The sequence below is a fragment of the Paraburkholderia phytofirmans OLGA172 genome (assembly GCF_001634365.1).
GTDB lineage: Bacteria > Pseudomonadota > Gammaproteobacteria > Burkholderiales > Burkholderiaceae > Paraburkholderia.
The window spans coordinates 606,555-623,978 of the sequence record NZ_CP014578.1; the positions used below are offsets into that span (position 1 = coordinate 606,555).

Consider the following 17,424-nt stretch of genomic DNA (forward strand, 5'->3'; position numbering starts at 1 on the left):
CGAACGGCCGTAAGAAAACCAGAAGTTGGCGTACAAAATGTTCTTGAAGAATTACATGGCAGGCGCGGTAGCCACCGCGCTTGTTACGGCGAGCCTCGGGGCCTCGGCCGCCGACTGGTCGCTAGGCCAGATGGCGCGGCAGGCGCTGGCAACGCATCCGGAAATTGTCGGCAAGCAATATTCGCTCAACGCTGCGGAATCGAATGTGAAGGCCGCGTCGTGGCAACGCTTTCCGACCCTGGCCGTCGAAGGCGGCAAGGCCAACGACGGCAACCCACGCTTTACCGACGTCAGCCTGACGCAGCCGATCTGGGCAGGCGGCCGCATCACGGGGGGTATCGCGTCCGCCGAGGCGCAAAAGGACGCGGCCTCGGCGAGCGTCGACGAGGCGCGCGAGGATATCCTGCTGCGCGTGGCGACGGCTTACGTCGAGGCAATGCGGCAGCAGGCGCGCAAGACGATCGCCGAAAAGGAAGTGGAGCAGCATCAGCAACTGTTCGACATGATCAGCCGGCGCGTAGACGCCCAGGCGAGCGCCAGAGTGGACCGGGATCTGGCGCAGTCCCGTCTGTACCAGGCGGACAACGATTTGTCGGCGGCAAAGCAGGCGCTTGCCACGGCGCTCTCGCAGCTCTCGCAGCTCGTCGGGCAGCGCGTGCCGGCCGTCGATGACTACAGCATCAACCAGCCGATGCCCGATTCCGTCGATACCGCGGTCGACCAGGCCACCGGCGTGTCGCCGACCCTCAGGCGGTACGATTATCAGGAAAAGGCCGCCGAAGCCGATATCACCGTGAAAAAGGCGGCCTACCTGCCGCAGGTTTCGGTGCGCTTCGACAAATTCTACGGGCAGGATCTGATCACGCCGCAAAACACGACGCGTGGCAGCCGCGTCATGCTGGTCATCCAGGCGGAACCGGGCGCGGGCCTGTCGGCCGCAGCAGGCGTCGGCGCAGCGGTCGCCGCAAAGAACGCCGCAATCGAAGCACGCACCGCCGCGCTGCGCGACCTGCGCCTGGAGGTGTCGACCGACTGGGACGAGTATATGGGCGCCCACGAGCGCTTCCAGAGCGCGACCCTGTCCACCGCCAGCTCTAAGGCGGTGTACGAATCGTATGTGCGCCAGTACACGATCGGCAAGAAGTCGTGGCTCGACGTAATGAATACCGTGCGGGAAGCGTCCCAGTCCGAGATGACGACGGCGGACGCCAAGGCGCAGATGACCGCCGCGGCGTTGCGGCTCGAAGTCAGGACCGGCGACACGCAGTTCCTCGACGAAGCCAGCAACGTCCCCTCCGCTCAAAACAATTCGACCCCATGAACCCGCTCCTCTCCGCAATCACGCTGGCTGCCAAGGCAGTCGGCCAAACCATCCCGCAAGCGCTGCTGCAAGATGTCCAGGCTGTGCTCGACGTGGGCGCCGACGCGCCGGTGCTCGAGCGGGTCAGGGCGGCCTGGCAGGCGGGCAGTCTCACCGGCGAGGTCTACGAACTCGCCGCGCCGGGCGCCGGGCAAGGTCCGTTTCTCGCGCGCGCCGCGTCGGGAGAATGGTGGGTCGTGCTGGCCCGCAACGCCGACGGCAGCTGGACCGCCCGGGCGGCGGACGGCCATGTTGCGCGGTTTGAGGGCATCGAGGGCGCCATCTGCATCGGCCTGCCCGTCGAGCGCGACGAGGCGTTCGGCGCGTCCGACCCTTCCGACCCCGCCGGCGGCCGGACGAGCGCCAGCCGTCTCGTGCTGGACGCGTTGTGGCGCAACAAGTCGCACTACATCGAAGCGATTCTGGCGACGGTGCTGACCAATATCCTCGCGATCACGACCTCGCTCTTCAGCATGCAGGTGTATGACCGCGTGATCCCGAACCGCGGCTTCGCCACGCTCGTGGTGCTGTCGGTCGGCGTCAGCGCGGCGATCCTGCTCGAGTTGCTGCTCAAACATGTGCGCGGCCTGTCGATCGAGCGTACCGCCAAGCGCATCGACGAGAGCCTGTCGGTATGGTTTTACAACCGCCTGATCAACATACGGCTTGAGCACCGGCCTTCGTCGATCGGCTCGCTTGCCTCACAGGTCAAGGGCTTCGAGTCGGTGCGCGCGATCCTGAGCTCGACTTCGCTGTTCGTGCTGGTCGATATCCCGTTCGCACTGCTGTTCATCCTGGTCATCGCGATGATCGGCGGCCGGCTCGTGGTGGTGCCGCTGCTGATGTTCCCGATCTCGCTCGGCGCGGGTTTGATGTTCCAGAAACAGATCGCCCACCATTCGCGGCAGAACCAGGGGCAGAGCCACCGCAAGGCCGGCTTGCTGGTGGAGTCGATCGACGGTGCGGAATCGTTCAAGGCCAACGGCGCCGACTGGTCGCTGCAGCGCCGCTGGTCGGGACTCGTCGACGATGCCGGCGCGTCTGACTACAAGGTGAAGAACTATTCCTCGCTGTCGCAGCACATGACCGTGTCGCTGCAGCAGCTCGGCTATGTCGGGCTGGTTGCGTTCGGCGCGTATCTGGTCGCCGATAACAAGTTGACCATGGGCGCGCTGATTGCCTGCACCATTATCAGCGGGCGGGCCATGTCGCCGATCGCGCAATTGCCTTCGACGCTGGTGCAGTGGTCCAATGCGCGCGCCGCGGCGAACGGTCTCGACAAGCTGATCTCCCTGCCGAACGACAACGACGAGCGCGGCCATGCGCTGGTCCCGGAAATCGTCGACGGCGCGATGCGCATCGACGGTGTCAAGTTCGGTTATGGCCACGGCGGCGACGCGGCCGTCGACATCGCGCAGCTCGACATCAAGACCGGCGAGCGGATCGGCATCATCGGCACGATCGGCTCAGGCAAGAGCACGCTGCTGAAACTGATGTCGGGCCTGTTCCGGCCCGCCGCTGGCCGGATCTCGATCAATGGCATCGACATGGCGCTGATTCTGCCTGAGGTCCTGCATGAAAAGATCGCCTATCTGCCGCAGGAGATCCGCCTGATCAGCGGCACCTTGCGCGGCAACCTGGTCCAGGGCCTGCCCGATCCCGGCGACGAACGTCTGCTCGAAGTCGCCAGGCTGACCGGACTGATGGACCTGATTACCCGGCATCCGAAGGGACTCGCACTGCCGATCACCGAAGGCGGGCGCGGCATTTCCGGCGGACAGCGGCAGTTGATCGGGCTCACGCGGCTGTTGCTGACCCGGCCCAAAGTGCTGGTGCTCGACGAGCCGACCGCGTCGATGGACGCGGTCACCGAAAAACGTATCGTCGCCGTGATCGACGCGATCGCCGCCCGCGGCACAACCGTGCTGGTCGCCACCCACAAGACGGCGCTGCTGCCGGTTACCCGGCGGCTGCTGGTGATGCGCGAAGGGCGCATTGTGATGGACGGCCCGCGCGATCAGGTCATCGACAAACTGTTCGGCACGTCGCCGGCTGCTTCTACCTCTGAGGTTTGATTCGCTTTATGTCGGACATTACACAAGAAATTCCGCGTGCACGGTGGGCGCTGACCGCATGCTGCGGGCTGGCGATTGTCGGTTTCGTCGCGTGGGCGAGCTGGGCTTCGCTCGATCAGATTACGCGAGCACAAGGGCAGGTGATCGCCAGTTCGCGTGACCAGATCATCCAGTCCCAGGAGCTGATGACCATCGACGCCGTTCTGGTCAAGGAAGGCGCGAACGTCAAGCGCGGGGAGCCGCTGGTGCGCTTCGAGCGCACTCGCACCGAGGCAGCCTATCTCGAATCGCAGAGCAAGGCGATGTCGCTCGAGGCGGAGGTGGCACGTCTGCACGCGGAAGTTTACGGCGGCACGCCGCAGTTTCCCAAGTCACTCGACGCCTATCCTGAGATCCGCTCGAACGAGGAGCTGCTGTTCCGCAAACGGCAAGCGGCGGTCGACGACGAGGTAGCGGCGATGCGCAAGTCGCTGCAATACGTGCAGGACGAACTCAACATCAACCTTCCGCTGCTGGCTTCGGGCGATGTCAGCAAGGCCGACGTGCTCAAGCTCGAGCGGCAGGTGGCCGACCTTCAGGGGCAGATTACCAACCGGCGCAACAAGTACTTGCAGGATTCGCAGACCGATCTGTCCAAGGCGCTCGAGGATCTCGCGGGCGTTGACCAGGTCGTCGCGCAGCGCAAGGACCAGCTCGACCATACGGTGATCGTTTCGCCGGTCGACGGCATTGTGCGCAACGTCCGCATCACCACGCCCGGTGGCGTGGCGCGCGCGGGCGATGAAATCATGCAGATCGTGCCGGTCGACGACCAGTTAATCATCGAGGCTAAGGTCAAGCCGAAGGACATCGCCTTCATCAAGCCGGGGCTGCCGGCGAAGATCAAGCTGGATGCCTACGACTACACGATTTACGGCACGCTGTCGGGCACCGTAACGTACATCAGCGCGGATACGCTCAACGACGACACTCATCCCGCCAATGAGCAGCCCTCCTATCGCGTGCAGGTGAAGACAAACGAGAATGATTTTGTGCGCGCGGGCGGGCATCGGATCGACGTGCAGCCGGGTATGACGGCCACCGTGGAAATCAAGACCGGCTCGAACACCGTGCTGAAATACCTGACCAAGCCGATCACCAAGACCGTGACCGAATCGATGGGCGAGCGCTAGTCCGCGTCAAGCGGGCGCAGCGACACGCCCGTCGCGGTGCTCGCTCGAACCGGTCCGACTTTACGTCCGGTGAAACGGCTTGACCGCGCCTCGCCCGTCTTGCGCGGTGAGCCTGCGGAAATCCAGCGGCGTCATCCCATAGGCCCGGCGGAAGGCGCGCGTGAAATCGGTGGGGCTTTTAAAGCCGAGTTCGTAGGCAATGCTTGCCACCGCCGTGTGTGGCTCGCGGGCCAGGTCATCGGCTGCATGACGTAGCCTGAGGTGGCGGATGTAGGTGCCCACACCGCCCTCATGCTGAAACAGGCGATACAGGGTCAGGCGCGGAAGCCTCAACGCGTTCACCACGCTTTCGGGAGAAAGTGCCGCGTTGCGCCGGTTGGCCTGTATATAGCGCCTCGCTTGACCGAACATGGCCGCGCGGCCGGCTGCGCGCGCATTCCCGCTCAGGAGCGCCTGTTTGCCAAACAGTGCGATCAGCATCTGCGCACCCGAGCGGATGGCTTCGTCCGCTGCGTCGGGGCTCATTTGCGTGATGTTCTGACTGAGCGCGGTCAAATGGTTGACGATTAACCGCGTGAGCGGTGTCGTCCCGTGGATCGTGCGGCCGTGGATGGCCTCCGCATCAGGAAATTCTGCCTGCACCATCTCGCCCGGCACGAAAAGCGTGAGCACCCTGCATGCGTTGCGCTGCATCCTGATTGGTTGGTTCAAATCGAGCGCAAGCATGGTTGCCGCCGCAGGCGCGCTTTTGCGGGGCGTGGCGCGCAGCGTGATGTTCTCGACGCCGCCCTCCAGAAACACGTGAAAGGCGACGTCGCGCACCTTGTCAGTCGAAATCCGGGCCTGGGAGCGTTCGAGCACCATCGTGTCGGAGCGGCAATCGGTGAACACCAGTTGGCCAACCTGATAGCGATCAATCGAAGCCTGGAACGGCTTGTCGAGCTCCGATAGAGAGGGCAGTACATCGATCACATGGCCGACCCGATCCCGCCAGGCTAGCAGCCGCCGCTGAGGCGGTTCCGTTTGCACATCGAAGTGACTATGGGCAATGCCGGGCTTGAGCGGCGAATGGACTTGAGTTGGGTTCGCGCCGAGGCTCATGCGGGCGGTCCTTTACGGGAAGATGTAAAGAGGGTGTGTGTGGATCAAGGTGTGGCTGAATGTAACTAAAGGTGCGTCGAAATGTAACTGGTAAATCGCTTTTGGCGAAAAACTATTTCGAAAAAATTTGGCGTCGTCTTTTCGAAGACTGGTATGCATGGTCGACACCGCTAGTAAAGGAGTCGTCCCAAGCAGAAAACCTTGACGCCGGTGCAACGGAAATGAGGGGCGACGCTGAGTACCCGCGGAACTGGCTACACACTGATCAGCAGTACTCGTCCTGACCTGACCGTCATGGGATCTATTGCAACAGGTGGTCAGGACCCGGCACGATATCGCAGGTGCCCCGCGTGGGAGCGAGCGACAAGAGCCGTCGGCATTACTCGGAGGGATCCTTGGAGAAAGCCGGGCGGTCGATTCTCGACGCGGGAAGTTGTTCTATGGAAAACGTTTGCGAGGCAGCGCGGCAGTTGCAAACGACACTCTTCATGAGCTGATCGTGCAGCGTCGGTGCGTTGTCGAAGGCCTTGACCCTACGCTAGTGGTTTGGCACACGATGCGCCACACGGCGGTAACGCATTTGGTACAGGCCGGGGAACCTGCCTACCGTCAAGCGCATCAGCGGGCACAAAACACAATCGATGGTCGAACGGTATTCGCATCAGAACGGCGAACACATACAGGCGGTGATCGGACCGGCTTGAACAACGAATGAAGCGCGCGTAGGCGACTGTTTTGCTGTCACGCTTCCACAGGAATTACACAAAAAGGAAAGGGCTTGCGACGCTGACGCGTGCAAGCCCTTGAATCTTTTGGTAGGCCGTACGGGATTCGAACCTGTGACCAACGGATTAAAAGTCCGCTGCTCTACCAGCTGAGCTAACGACCCAAAAGAGAAGCGAAATTATAGCGATAGGCTCTATGGGCTGTCAACCCATGGCGGTTCGTCGAGTTGTCCGCACTTCGAATAGTGAAAAAGCCCGAGTTCACACTACTCGGGCTTTTCAGCGAGAGGCCGCGCGCGGCCGTTGATTTGGAAGCTGCGCAGCCACTGCGCGTTACGGCAACTGCTAAACCGTATACGACTACTTGATCTGCGACAGCTTGCTCTGAGCCGATTGCGCGACGTCCGAGCCGCTGTACTGCGCGACGATCTGCTCCAGCGTCTTTTTAGCCGCAGCCTTCTGGCCTTGCTCTAGCTGATTGTTCGCAATCGCGAGCAGCGCTTCCGGTGCGCGCGGATGTTGCGGGTAGTTCTTCACCACACCTTGCCACGTCGCCGTCGAGCCCTTGTAGTCACGCAGTGCATACAACGCGTTGCCGAGCCAGTACTGCGCGGTCGGCTGGTAAGGGCTGTTCGGATACTTGGAGATGAAGCTGCGGAACGACGCCGCCGCATTCTTGAAGTCGCCGTTGCGGAACTGCTGTGAAGCCGCATTGAACGAATCCGTTTCACCCGGCTGCACCTCGCCCGGGACCCCGTCCACCGTCTGTTGCTGTGGCTCGAATTTCTTCAGCCGCGTGTCCAGATCGGTGTAGTAGTCCTTCTGCTGTTTTTGCAGCGTGGTGAGTTGGTTGCCCATATCTTCGTTCTGCCCACGCAACGTCGCGACCTGCTGATTCAGCTGATCGAGACGGTTGGACTGATCGAGGATCGTGCGCTGCGCGGCCGACAGTTGGCTCGACAGGCTATCGGTCTTCGAACGCAGATCGAGAATGGCCTGACGGGCCTGATCGTCGTCGAACATGCCCGCATGCGCGGGCACAGCCGCGAAGGCCGTGCCCGCGACGCAGGCCGCTGCGGCAAACCGCAGCCAGGAGAAACGATGCGTCATTCGGCTCATCACCCGTTACTTACTGTTGGTACACGAGGTCGGCGCGGCGGTTTTGTGCCCACGACGATTCGTCATGACCGGTCGCTTGCGGCTTTTCCTTGCCCAGGCTCACGGCTTCCATTTGCGAGTCCGTCACACCCATCAGCGACAGCGAGCGGCGCACAGCTTCAGCACGCTTCTGGCCGAGTGCCAGGTTGTACTCGCTGGTGCCGCGTTCGTCGGTGTTGCCCTGGATCAGGACGTGACGCTGCGGATGGCTCTTCAGGTATTGCGCATGTTGTTGCAGCAGCGATTGATAGTCGTCCTTGACCGAGTAGCTGTCGAAGTCGAAGTAGATGCTGCGCTTGGCGAGCGGGCTGTTCGGGTCGTTCAGCGGATCGACGTTGACCTGAGCGACATCGGTCGGATTCGGTTGCGTCGAAACTGCACCACCCTTGTTAGCGTTTTCGTCGAGCTTGACGCCCGAGTGACATGCGGCCAGCGCACCGACCATCAATACGGCAAATGCGAAACGAAGTTTTGACATCATTTTGTTACTCTCCTTGTGTTATTGCATCAACATTACTGCATAAACGGGCCCCAGGATGGCTCGCGTACGCTGCCACCCTGAACGGACAGGACCTGCCGAGTGCGACCGTCGGTCGATACTGCGGCCAACACGCCACGGCCGTTCACCTCTGTGGCGTAAAGAATGTACTGACCGTTCGCCGCGAAGCTCGGCGATTCGTCATGTGTGGTGTCCGTCAGGCCTGTGGCCGTATTGCCTTGCAGGTCCTGGATATAGAGCTTGAATCCGCCGCCGACGCGCGAGATATAGGCGAGCTGCTTGCCGTCCGGGCTTACGCGCGGGCTGGTGTTGTAGCTGCCCGTGAAGGTCACGCGTTGCGCGGCGCCGGCGTTCTCGCCTTGGGCCGACATCTTGTAGATCTGCGGTTGGCCGCCACGGTCGCTGGTGAAATAGATCGACTGGCCGTCAGGAGAGAAGCACGGTTCAGTGTCGATCGAACCGCCTTGCGTCAGGCGCCGCAGGCCGCTGCCGTCCGCATTGACGGCGAAAATCTGGGTGTTGCCGGTGCGCGAGAGCGCGACGGCCAGCGTGCGGCCATCCGGCGACCACGCCGGCGCACTGTTATTACCCTTCTGGTCCGACACGACCACGCGACGGCCCGTAGGCAGATCGTGGATATAGACGATCGGCTTCTTCTTTTCGAACGAAACGTAAGCGACCTTGGTGCCGTCAGGCGACCATGCCGGCGAGATGATCGGCTCGGGGCTCGACAGCGCGATGTGCGCGTCCTGGCCGTCCGAATCGGAAATCTGCAATTGATAACGGCCGCCGGTCTTGATGACGTACGACAGGCGCGTGGCGAACACGCCGCGGCCACCCATCAGCTTCGCGTAAATGTAATCCGCGACCTTGTGTGCGCTCATGCGCAAGCCGCTTTCCGGGCTCACCAGCACGAGGCCGCCGAGGCTTTCGCCCTTGACGGTGTCGTACAGCTTGAAGCGCACTTCGTACTGGCCGTTCGGCAGGCGGTTCACGCTGCCCGATACGAACGCGTTGGCGCCCTTGGCCTTCCAGCTGCCGAGGTCGACGGAATCGGTTTCCGCGACCGGCGTGCTGCCCGCGTCGATATTCGTGAATTTCCCGCTGCGTTGCAGATCCTGACGCACGATTGTGCTGACCTGCTGCGGCGAGTTCGCTTCATTGGCGAAATTCGCCGTTGCGATTGGAAACTGGGTGGACCCGACGCCCGTCACGAGAACGTTGAGTTGTGCGTTGGCGGCGCCCCCAACGGCGATCAGGCACGACGCTACAAGTGTCCGCAGGCCTAGCTTGGTCATCAAACTCATGCTGAATGGTTTCCCCAAAAACGGTTTTACTAACACTTCATGGCAGCAAGACAGACCCGCAAACATTTAATTCGTTCCCGGGCGCGCCCCGCTGGGCGGGGCACTGCATCTGCTGTCAACTGACTGTCAACCTGTTGCAATCAACCTGCCGGGCGCAACGTAATCTTGAAGCTGGTCGGCGTCTTCCCGTCGATGTCCTGAGGCATCGGATTGGAGCGCTGGACGGCCCGCAGTGCCGCATCGTCCCAAGCCGAGTTGCCGCTGCTGCGCGCGATCTGCGCGTCCAGCAGCGTGCCTGTCGGCGAGCAGCGTACGGAGATGACAGTCTCCAGACCTTCCGTTTCGCCACCCCACGAGATGTTCGGGCGCACCACACGGCGCACCTTGTCCGCGTAACCCGGCGATGTCGCCGTGCCACCCGAGCCGCTACCCGTGCCGCTCTTCGCAAGCCCATTGCCGGTCGAGCCTTCACCGCCCGCTGAACCTTGCATCTGGGCAAGCCGTGCACGACGTTCCGCGTCCAGCTTTTTGGTTTGCGCTGCAGCATCGGCCTGAGCCTTGGCCTTCGCCGCTTTCTGCGCATCAGCCTTCTTCTGCGCGTCGGCTTCGGCCTGTTTCTGCTGCTCCTGCTGCTGTTCTTTCAACTGCTGCTGCTTTTGCTGCTCGGCCAATTGCTGCTGCTTCTGTTTCTCAGCCTGCTGCTGTTGTTGCAACTGTTTCTGCTTGGCTGCCGCTGCCTTTTGGGCGGCGAGTTGCGCTGCCTGGTCGGCCGCCAGTTGCTGCTGACGCTTCGCCTCGGCTTCCTGCTGGGCTTGCAGCTTCTGTTGACGCTGCTGCTCGGCCAGTTGCGCCTGGCGGGCCGCTTCCTGTTGCTGGCGTTTCTTTTCCTGCAGCGCGATGTCGGCTTGCTCGTTCGGCAGTGGCGGGGCAGGGGCTACCGGCACGGGCGGCGGCGGAGGTTGGCGCGGGATGGCCGTATCGGGCACCTCGGTCCACAGTTCGGCTTCCGCGCCGGCCGGCGTGCTGTTCTGCCATTGAATGCCGTGGTACAGGAAGAATCCGAGCAGCGCATGCATCACCAGCGCGAACGCAAAGGCTCGCCCGGTGCCGCGTTCACGCGGTGGCTGGAGCGGGTATTCGGAATTCTTGCGGATCATTGCGATTTGACGAGCAATCCAACGCGCTTGACGCCCTGAGCTTTCAACTCGGACATCACGTTCATCACGACTTCGTACTTCACGGTCTTGTCGGCCGCGATCACGACAGGCTGGTCAGGGTGCGATTGCGCGCGCTCGGCGATAAAGCCCTGCAGATCGGCCTTGGTCATGCTTTCCTGCTGCTGCGCGCCCGCGTCGTCCTTGTATTTGACGCTCATATTGCCGTCCGCGCGAATATTGACGATCACCGGCGGGGTTTGCTGCTGCGGCGCGGCGCCGCCGACGGTCGGCAGATTGACGATCGACGGGGCGACGAGCGGCGCGGTCACCATGAAGATCACGAGCAACACGAGCATCACGTCGATGTACGGCACGACGTTGATGTCGGCCATCGCGCGGCGCTGACGGGAGCCGCGCATGCTGGAGGAAGAGCCTGCCATCGTGGACTCCTTACTGTGCCTGACGCTGCAAAATGTTCGAGAACTCTTCGATGAAGGTCTCGAAGCGGATCGCCAGACGGTCGATGTCGTGCGCGTAGCGGTTGTAGGCGACCACGGCCGGAATTGCCGCGAACAGGCCGATTGCGGTGGCGGTCAGCGCTTCGGCAATGCCCGGCGCGACGTTCGCAAGCGTAGCCTGCTGCACGTTGGCGAGGCCGCGGAATGCATTCATGATCCCCCACACCGTGCCGAACAGACCGATATACGGGCTGACCGAGCCAACCGACGCGAGAAACGCCAGATTGGCCTCGAGCACGTCCATTTCACGCTGGAACGCGGCGCGCATGGCACGGCGTGCGCCGTCGAGAATCGCACCTGAATCGTTCAGGCGCTTTTCCTTGCCCTTCAGGAATTCGCGCATGCCGGACTCGAAAATCCGTTCCAGTGCGCCGATCGTGTGACGGTTGTTGGCGGCGCTCTGATAGAGCGCCTGCAGGTCGCCGCCCGACCAGAAATCGCGTTCGAAGCGTTCAGTTTGCGCGCGTGCCCGGCGGATCGCAAACCACTTGCGGAAAATGAAGGTCCACGACAACAGCGACAGCAGAAGCAGCAGCGCCATGACGGCCTGCGCCAGCAGGCTCGCATTGAGTACGAGAGAAACGATCGAAAGATCTTGTGTAGTGTTCATAAAGGTTCGTTTTAACGTCCCGGAAGGGGGCGTCCGGCTGCAAGGTCACTCGAAGCTTGCCGTGAGCAAAACGGAAGCATCGGCGAGATTGCAAGCCGAACCATGCTTTGTGTTGCTTGATCGATATGAGTTCATTGGCCCCGTAACAACGGGGTTCAGTCGTTGTTCGTTGACATCCCGCCGCCGTTCACGCCCGGCCCGCGCCGCAAAGCAGCGAGCACCGGCGGAGGAATCGCGGCTGGCCGCAGCGCGATGCGCTCGACGCAGCCGACCCGGATGGACCCGGCGGCAAGCAGCGTGCCGTCACGCCACGCTTCCTGCGCAAAATCGACGGATGCGCGGCCAAGACGCTCGATTCGGCTTACCACATTGACGACATCGTCGAGCCGGGCCGGCGCTCGATAGTCGATTGCGGTGCTGCGCACGATGAAGATTGCGCCCGTTTCGCCTGCGAGCCTGTTCTGATCGACGCCGCACGCGCGCAGCCATTCGGTGCGCGCCCGCTCGAAAAATTTAAGGTAATTCGCGTAAAACACGATGCCGCCGGCGTCGGTATCTTCGTAGTACACGCGGATCGGCCACGTGAAGCCGATTTCCGTGCCGGGCTGGCTGGTCGACATATTCATGCGGCGCATTTTACCGGAACGCACGCCCGGAGGTCTGTTTCAAGATGTGCGCCCCGCCCGGCGGGCCTCGGCGGCGATTTCGGCCGCGCTTAACCGCGCTGGATGGTCAAGCCGCCGAAAGATTGGGCCACCGGCATCAGCTCGATCGTGTTGATATTGACGTGCGCCGGACGCGTGGCAATCCAGTAAATCGAGTCGGCGATATCTTCCGCCGTCAGCGGTTGCACATTCTGATAGACGTTGGCCGCTTTTTCGTCGTCCCCGCGGAAACGCACGTTCGAGAACTCCGTGCCGCCGCACAGGCCCGGCTCGATGTCGGTCACGCGCAGTGCGGTGCCGGCCAGATCGGCGCGCAGGTTCAGGCTGAACTGACGCACGAACGCCTTGGTGGCGCCATAGACATTGCCACCCGCGTACGGCCAGCGGCCGGCCACCGAACCCAGATTGAAAATGTGGCCGCGGTTACGTTCCACCATGCCGGGCAGGAGCGCGTGCGTGACCTGCACGAGGCCCGTGCAGTTGGTGTCGATCATGGTGCTCCATTCATCCAGGCTTGCCTTTTGCGCCGGCTCGACGCCGAGCGCCAAGCCGGCGTTGTTGACGAGCACATCGAGCGCGGCGAAATCGGCGGGCAGCGAGGCCGGCACGGCTTCGACAGCGGCGCGGTCGCGCACGTCGAGCTCATATGGCAGAAGGGCGTCGCCGAGTTCGTCGGCGAGTGCCTGCAGGCGGTCCTTACGGCGCGCGGTAGCGACGACACGATGGCCGCCCTTGACGAAAGCACGAGCGATAGCGGCGCCGAATCCCGCGGACGCTCCGGTAACGAACACGATCATTGCAGTTCCCTGGTTGGTAAAAGAGAAAGGTCCCAAGCCTACTTCCAATGCGGCGCTGCGGCAAGGATGAACCAGCCGTACAAGCGGCTGTGGCAGGGGCGCAGAGCGGATTCCAGGCGCGCTTTCATCGGATGTTTGTGCGCCGGTTGCGGCGGCGTCACAACCGCCTGCGCGAGCGCCCGCCGTGCCGGCAGGAAGCCGGTTGCCTATTCGATCCGCTTCCAATAAACTAACGCGCTCATCCCTGCGTGACTGGCGATAGAACCGGTTCAAGCAATCGGGTTCAAGGTGGAACAACCCACCGTGAAGCGCAGGGTGCCGTTTTGCCGTTCGCCTGGGCAGCCGTGATCCGCGCGCATTGATCTGCGCTGTCGGTGGCTGTCCTGCCTCGCGTGTGCGGCGACTCTCCATCCGCCACGTCAGGGCTGGCCCAGCCGCCAGCAGCGCTGCGTACCCTCTACGCAAGATTCGGCGCACGATCCGGTCAACCTGAACACATTCAACGGAATCCGTATGTTTGACAGAGCCCAAAGCACCATCGCCAACGTCGATCCTGAACTCTGGAAGGTCATCGAGCAGGAAAACCGCCGTCAGGAAGAGCACATCGAACTGATCGCGTCGGAAAACTACACGAGCCCGGCCGTGATGGCTGCGCAAGGCTCGCAACTCACCAACAAGTACGCCGAAGGGTATCCGGGCAAGCGCTACTACGGCGGCTGCGAATACGTCGACGTCGCCGAGCAGCTGGCGATCGACCGCGTCAAGCAACTGTTCGGCGCCGAAGCCGCCAACGTGCAGCCGAACTCCGGCTCGCAGGCGAACCAGGGCGTGTTCTTCGCCATGCTCAAGCCGGGCGACACGATCATGGGCATGAGCCTCGCGCACGGCGGCCACCTGACGCACGGTTCGCCGGTCAACATGTCGGGCAAGTGGTTCAACGTGGTGAGCTACGGCCTGAACGAAGCCGAAGACATCGACTACGACGCGGCTGAAAAGCTCGCACAAGAGCACAAGCCGAAGCTGATCGTGGCTGGCGCCTCCGCATTCGCGCTGCGTATCGATTTCGAACGCATGTCGAAGATCGCCAAGTCGGTTGGCGCGTACTTCATGGTCGACATGGCGCACTACGCGGGTCTGATCGCCGCGGGCGTCTATCCGAACCCGGTGCCGCATGCCGACTTCGTCACCACCACCACGCACAAGAGCCTGCGCGGCCCGCGCGGCGGCGTGATCCTGATGAAAGCCGAGTTCGAAAAGCAGATCAATTCGGCAATATTCCCGGGCATTCAGGGTGGTCCGCTGATGCACGTGATCGCCGGCAAGGCCGTCGCGTTCAAGGAAGCCCTGTCGCCGGAGTTCAAGACGTATCAGCAGCAAGTCGTCGAGAACGCGCGCGTGCTGGCTGAAACGCTGGTCAAGCGTGGTCTGCGCATCGTCTCGGGCCGCACCGAAAGCCACGTGATGCTGGTCGACCTTCGCGCGAAGAAAATCACCGGCAAGGCAGCGGAAGCTGCGCTCGGCGCGGCGCACATCACGGTCAACAAGAACGCGATTCCGAACGACCCGGAAAAACCGTTCGTCACGAGCGGTGTGCGTCTCGGCTCGCCGGCCATGACCACGCGTGGCTTTGGGGTCAAGGAAGCGGAGCAGGTAGGTAACCTGATCGCCGACGTGCTGGACAACCCGGAAGACACTGCCACGATTGAACGTGTGCGCGCGCAAGTCGCCGAGCTGACCCAGCGCTTCCCGGTTTACCGCTAAGCCGCCATGCACTGCCCCTTCTGCCGTCACGCCGATACGCAGGTTGTGGATTCCCGCGTATCCGAAGACGGCGCGACGATTCGCCGGCGCCGCCGCTGCCCGGCCTGCGACAAACGTTTCACGACGTATGAGCGGGTCGAGCTGGCGTTGCCGTCGGTCGTCAAGAAGGATGGCAGCCGCACGGAATTCGATCGCCGCAAGATCGTCGCAAGCATGCAGCTGGCGCTGCGCAAGCGCCCGGTGGCAGCGGACGCGATCGACGCGGCAGTCGCCCGCATCGAGTATCAACTGCTCGGCAGCGGCGAGCGTGAGGTGCGCAGCGAGCGCCTCGGCGAACTCGTGATGAACGAGCTGCGTGCGCTCGATACGATTGCCTATGTTCGTTTCGCCTCTGTCTACCGGCGCTTCGAAGACGTTTCCGAATTCGAGGACGTGATCGAAGAATTTCGCCGCGCCTCTTCTCCTCCCAAGCCGTCCCGCAAGCGCTGATTGCTGTCGCGCCTGAAGTGGCGCGCCAGGTTCCGTTTTCCGCTGCGTAGGTTTGCGCATCTGCATCTCCGCTCCCGTTATGGTTCGTCACGCGTGCATTTTTGCGCGGGATAGCGTCTGAGTGCCAGCTGGCCATTCGGCCGATTGTTGACCCGTTTGCGAGTCGCTACATTGGCGGCATTCTTTGAAACGATCAGGGATGCAGATGAAATGGCATGCAGTCTGTTTGAGGCCGCACCGCGGCTTTACGCTTGTCGAAACACTGGCTGTTGTCGCGCTGCTGGCGGTATTCGCGGTGATGGCGACGCCGTCGTTCGTTGCATGGCACCTGCGGGACCAGGTCGACGCACGCGCGAAAGCGCTGGCCGCAACGCTCGCCTATGCGCGCAGCGAAGCGTTGCGCCGCGGTACTCGTGTCACGGTGTGCCGAATCGACGCGGCGCGGCATTGTCTTGCCGCAGGGCAAACTTGTGGCAACGGCGTCACGGACTGGTCGTGCGGCTGGGCCGTATTGGCCGAGCGCGGTGGCACGCTCTCGCTACTGCGCGCGCATCCTTTGCTCGCAGCGGTCAGCATTACCGGGACGCAGACAAACCTCACGTTTACACCACCGGCTGGGCAGTTGATCGGCACTTTTCGCAGCTTTGATATTGCGCCGCGCGTACCGTCGAAAGCGACTCAGGGCAACAAATGGCGGCGCTGCATCCGCATCGCGGCGGGCGGGCGCGCGCGAATCGTCGAGGGCGCGTGTGGAGCGGCATCGTGAGCCGATATCTGTCGAACCCATGGTCGCGCAGCTGCCCAGCAAGGTGCTCAACAAGGCATAGAGGCAGTTCGCTGATCGAAGTGATGCTGGCCGTTGCCCTGATGGCAGTGACGGCGCTCGGGTTGATCGCCGGTCAATTGTGGACCGCGCGCGAAGCCCGTGCGATGGCAATGCGCGAGCACGCGGCATGGATAGCCGATTCCGTCGCCGAAGCGATGCGCGAGGCCTCGGCAGGCGATTCTGCGATCAGGCAATGGAGCGCCCGTGCAGCGGCCCGGTTGCCGCATGGCGAAGCGTCGGTCGGGGAAAGCAGCGGCGTGTCTGCCGCACGTGTCACGTGGACGGCCCTGCGTGACACGCCGCGCGCCGACGCTGTCATCGACAAGCCCGAGTCGTGCGGCGGCGCAGATGTTCCCGGAGGCTCCTCATGCGTTGCGCTGGCGTTCGCGAAATGACGCAGCGTATAGATATCGCGCGTGGTCATACGCTCGTCGAGTTTGTGATCGCAATTGCGCTCGGACTGGTGGTAACCGCCGGCACGGTCTCGCTCTATACAACCCAGCGTAACGTGTTCGAACGCGCGGGCGATGCGATGCGGATCCGCGATGCTGGCCTGACCGCGCTTACGCTGATGGGCCAGCAACTTCAAATGGCCGGTTTCGTGCCCGCGGATGTCATGAGGTTCAATAGTCCCTCACCCTTATTCGGCTGTTCGGAAGGGCGCCCGACCGGCGCGGACGACAGCGTTGCCTGCGAGGCGTTGCCGAGCCGCTCGGACGGCATCGCGATTCGCTATGTCGGGGACAACGTTTCGACGTGGCCGTCAACGACCGGCCAATCGACCGACTGCCTCGGCCAGGCTGTAACGAACAACCATGCGGCACTCGAGGGGCAGGGCGTGCTGGTGGTCAACCGATACTTCGCCAGGGTCAGCGGGTCGACGGGCGAGCCGGAACTTTACTGCGAAGGCAATGGCAAGGCAGGGTCCGCGCAGCCGCTGGTTGAAGGCGTCGAGCGAGTGCGGCTCAAGTACTGGCTGGCCGGCGGCCTGACTGCAATAGACGCGTCGGGGGTGACGGCCGGTCAATGGGCAAAGATCGTCGCCGTCGATCTCTGCGTGCTCGTCCGCGGAGCGCCACAAGGACGGCGTGTGCGCTATGTCGATTGCGACGGCGCGAGCGCTCTTGGCGCCGACATGCGGGCACGGCAGGCTTTCTGGCGGCGGGTGGCGATACGCAATCACGCGGAGGATCCACTGTGACAC

17 protein-coding genes, 1 tRNA gene and 1 riboswitch are annotated in these 17,424 nt (G+C 62.8%); of the genes, 8 read left to right on the plus strand and 10 right to left on the minus strand.

Translation table 11 applies throughout. From position 1 onward, the window contains the following. Window positions 1-37 precede the first annotated feature (37 nt). The 3 genes from AYM40_RS02555 to AYM40_RS02565 are packed head-to-tail and all read left to right on the plus strand — an operon-like array spanning window position 38 to window position 4,607. Window positions 38-1,321: a TolC family protein gene (locus AYM40_RS02555; RefSeq protein ID WP_063494848.1), complete on the plus strand. Its 1,284-nt coding sequence runs from the start codon at window positions 38-40 to the stop codon at window positions 1,319-1,321. Next, window positions 1,318-3,435 carry an ATP-binding cassette domain-containing protein gene (locus AYM40_RS02560; protein ID WP_082854916.1) on the plus strand — a complete coding sequence of 706 codons (2,118 nt, stop codon included), beginning with the start codon at window positions 1,318-1,320 and terminating at the stop codon, window positions 3,433-3,435. The genes AYM40_RS02555 and AYM40_RS02560 overlap by 4 nt, the downstream gene beginning before the upstream one ends. An 8-nt stretch (window positions 3,436-3,443) precedes the next feature. Then, window positions 3,444-4,607, plus strand: a complete 1,164-nt coding sequence (locus AYM40_RS02565; RefSeq protein WP_082854917.1) for an HlyD family type I secretion periplasmic adaptor subunit — start codon at window positions 3,444-3,446, stop codon at window positions 4,605-4,607. A gap of 60 nt (window positions 4,608-4,667) precedes the next feature. Here AYM40_RS02565 and AYM40_RS02570 read toward each other — a convergent pair whose 3' ends face one another. From AYM40_RS02570 to ydfG, 10 genes are all read right to left on the minus strand, one after another. Next, window positions 4,668-5,708 carry an AraC family transcriptional regulator gene (locus AYM40_RS02570; protein WP_063494849.1) on the minus strand — a complete coding sequence of 347 codons (1,041 nt, stop codon included), beginning with the start codon at window positions 5,706-5,708 and terminating at the stop codon, window positions 4,668-4,670. An 813-nt stretch (window positions 5,709-6,521) separates the two neighbouring features. Then, window positions 6,522-6,597: transfer RNA gene (locus AYM40_RS02575), tRNA-Lys, on the minus strand. A 196-nt stretch (window positions 6,598-6,793) separates the two neighbouring features. Next, on the minus strand, window positions 6,794-7,543 hold the full coding sequence (gene ybgF, locus AYM40_RS02580) for a tol-pal system protein YbgF (RefSeq protein ID WP_063494850.1): 750 nt from the start codon (window positions 7,541-7,543) through the stop codon (window positions 6,794-6,796). A gap of 19 nt (window positions 7,544-7,562) precedes the next feature. Beyond that, window positions 7,563-8,072, minus strand: coding sequence for a peptidoglycan-associated lipoprotein Pal (gene pal / locus AYM40_RS02585; RefSeq protein ID WP_035552920.1), 510 nt, complete (start codon window positions 8,070-8,072; stop codon window positions 7,563-7,565). 32 nt (window positions 8,073-8,104) lie between these two features. Next, window positions 8,105-9,397, minus strand: a complete 1,293-nt coding sequence (tolB, locus tag AYM40_RS02590) for a Tol-Pal system beta propeller repeat protein TolB (RefSeq protein WP_063494851.1) — start codon at window positions 9,395-9,397, stop codon at window positions 8,105-8,107. A 140-nt stretch (window positions 9,398-9,537) separates the two neighbouring features. Beyond that, complete coding sequence (gene tolA, locus AYM40_RS02595; RefSeq protein ID WP_063494852.1) at window positions 9,538-10,554, minus strand: cell envelope integrity protein TolA; 1,017 nt, start codon at window positions 10,552-10,554, stop codon at window positions 9,538-9,540. Continuing rightward, window positions 10,551-10,994: a protein TolR gene (gene tolR / locus AYM40_RS02600; protein WP_063494853.1), complete on the minus strand. Its 444-nt coding sequence runs from the start codon at window positions 10,992-10,994 to the stop codon at window positions 10,551-10,553. Before tolR ends, tolA begins: the two co-directional genes overlap by 4 nt. A 10-nt stretch (window positions 10,995-11,004) precedes the next feature. Then, entirely contained in the window at window positions 11,005-11,682 is a 678-nt protein-coding gene (gene tolQ, locus AYM40_RS02605) for a protein TolQ (RefSeq protein ID WP_012431821.1), read from the minus strand. 155 nt (window positions 11,683-11,837) lie between these two features. Then, complete coding sequence (gene ybgC, locus AYM40_RS02610) at window positions 11,838-12,317, minus strand: tol-pal system-associated acyl-CoA thioesterase (protein ID WP_063494854.1); 480 nt, start codon at window positions 12,315-12,317, stop codon at window positions 11,838-11,840. 80 nt (window positions 12,318-12,397) lie between these two features. Further along, window positions 12,398-13,144: a bifunctional NADP-dependent 3-hydroxy acid dehydrogenase/3-hydroxypropionate dehydrogenase YdfG gene (gene ydfG, locus AYM40_RS02615; RefSeq protein ID WP_063494855.1), complete on the minus strand. Its 747-nt coding sequence runs from the start codon at window positions 13,142-13,144 to the stop codon at window positions 12,398-12,400. A gap of 238 nt (window positions 13,145-13,382) precedes the next feature. Then, window positions 13,383-13,491: riboswitch (ZMP/ZTP riboswitch) on the plus strand. A gap of 166 nt (window positions 13,492-13,657) precedes the next feature. Between ydfG and glyA the strand changes: the two genes are divergently transcribed. The 5 genes from glyA (at window position 13,658) to AYM40_RS02640 (ending at window position 17,421) form a co-directional block, all read left to right on the plus strand. After that, window positions 13,658-14,905 carry a serine hydroxymethyltransferase gene (glyA, locus tag AYM40_RS02620; RefSeq protein WP_063494856.1) on the plus strand — a complete coding sequence of 416 codons (1,248 nt, stop codon included), beginning with the start codon at window positions 13,658-13,660 and terminating at the stop codon, window positions 14,903-14,905. Window positions 14,906-14,911: 6 nt separating this feature from the next. Next, window positions 14,912-15,394: a transcriptional regulator NrdR gene (gene nrdR, locus AYM40_RS02625; protein ID WP_027799387.1), complete on the plus strand. Its 483-nt coding sequence runs from the start codon at window positions 14,912-14,914 to the stop codon at window positions 15,392-15,394. A gap of 205 nt (window positions 15,395-15,599) precedes the next feature. Beyond that, a complete protein-coding gene (locus tag AYM40_RS02630) occupies window positions 15,600-16,160 on the plus strand; it encodes a GspH/FimT family pseudopilin (RefSeq protein WP_420488456.1) in 561 nt (186 codons plus the stop codon). 83 nt (window positions 16,161-16,243) lie between these two features. Next, entirely contained in the window at window positions 16,244-16,615 is a 372-nt protein-coding gene (locus tag AYM40_RS02635) for a hypothetical protein (RefSeq protein WP_236720883.1), read from the plus strand. Beyond that, a complete protein-coding gene (locus tag AYM40_RS02640) occupies window positions 16,612-17,421 on the plus strand; it encodes a PilW family protein (protein ID WP_063494858.1) in 810 nt (269 codons plus the stop codon). The genes AYM40_RS02635 and AYM40_RS02640 overlap by 4 nt, the downstream gene beginning before the upstream one ends. Window positions 17,422-17,424 lie beyond the last annotated feature (3 nt).

Bases quoted from the DNA above. Each gene is read 5' to 3' on its own strand.
- AYM40_RS02555 (WP_063494848.1), top strand. From the start codon at position 38: ATGTTCTTGAAGAATTACATGGCAGGCGCGGTAGCCACCGCGCTTGTT.
- tolB (WP_063494851.1), bottom strand. From the start codon at position 9,397: ATGAGTTTGATGACCAAGCTAGGCCTGCGGACACTTGTAGCGTCGTGC.
- pal (WP_035552920.1), bottom strand. From the start codon at position 8,072: ATGATGTCAAAACTTCGTTTCGCATTTGCCGTATTGATGGTCGGTGCG.
- nrdR (WP_027799387.1), top strand. From the start codon at position 14,912: ATGCACTGCCCCTTCTGCCGTCACGCCGATACGCAGGTTGTGGATTCC.
- AYM40_RS02640 (WP_063494858.1), top strand. From the start codon at position 16,612: ATGACGCAGCGTATAGATATCGCGCGTGGTCATACGCTCGTCGAGTTT.
- glyA (WP_063494856.1), top strand. From the start codon at position 13,658: ATGTTTGACAGAGCCCAAAGCACCATCGCCAACGTCGATCCTGAACTC.
- ybgF (WP_063494850.1), bottom strand. From the start codon at position 7,543: ATGACGCATCGTTTCTCCTGGCTGCGGTTTGCCGCAGCGGCCTGCGTC.
- AYM40_RS02560 (WP_082854916.1), top strand. From the start codon at position 1,318: ATGAACCCGCTCCTCTCCGCAATCACGCTGGCTGCCAAGGCAGTCGGC.
- tolR (WP_063494853.1), bottom strand. From the start codon at position 10,994: ATGGCAGGCTCTTCCTCCAGCATGCGCGGCTCCCGTCAGCGCCGCGCG.
- AYM40_RS02570 (WP_063494849.1), bottom strand. From the start codon at position 5,708: ATGAGCCTCGGCGCGAACCCAACTCAAGTCCATTCGCCGCTCAAGCCC.
- AYM40_RS02565 (WP_082854917.1), top strand. From the start codon at position 3,444: ATGTCGGACATTACACAAGAAATTCCGCGTGCACGGTGGGCGCTGACC.
- ydfG (WP_063494855.1), bottom strand. From the start codon at position 13,144: ATGATCGTGTTCGTTACCGGAGCGTCCGCGGGATTCGGCGCCGCTATC.
- ybgC (WP_063494854.1), bottom strand. From the start codon at position 12,317: ATGCGCCGCATGAATATGTCGACCAGCCAGCCCGGCACGGAAATCGGC.
- AYM40_RS02635 (WP_236720883.1), top strand. From the start codon at position 16,244: ATGCTGGCCGTTGCCCTGATGGCAGTGACGGCGCTCGGGTTGATCGCC.
- tolQ (WP_012431821.1), bottom strand. From the start codon at position 11,682: ATGAACACTACACAAGATCTTTCGATCGTTTCTCTCGTACTCAATGCG.
- tolA (WP_063494852.1), bottom strand. From the start codon at position 10,554: ATGATCCGCAAGAATTCCGAATACCCGCTCCAGCCACCGCGTGAACGC.
- AYM40_RS02630 (WP_420488456.1), top strand. From the start codon at position 15,600: ATGAAATGGCATGCAGTCTGTTTGAGGCCGCACCGCGGCTTTACGCTT.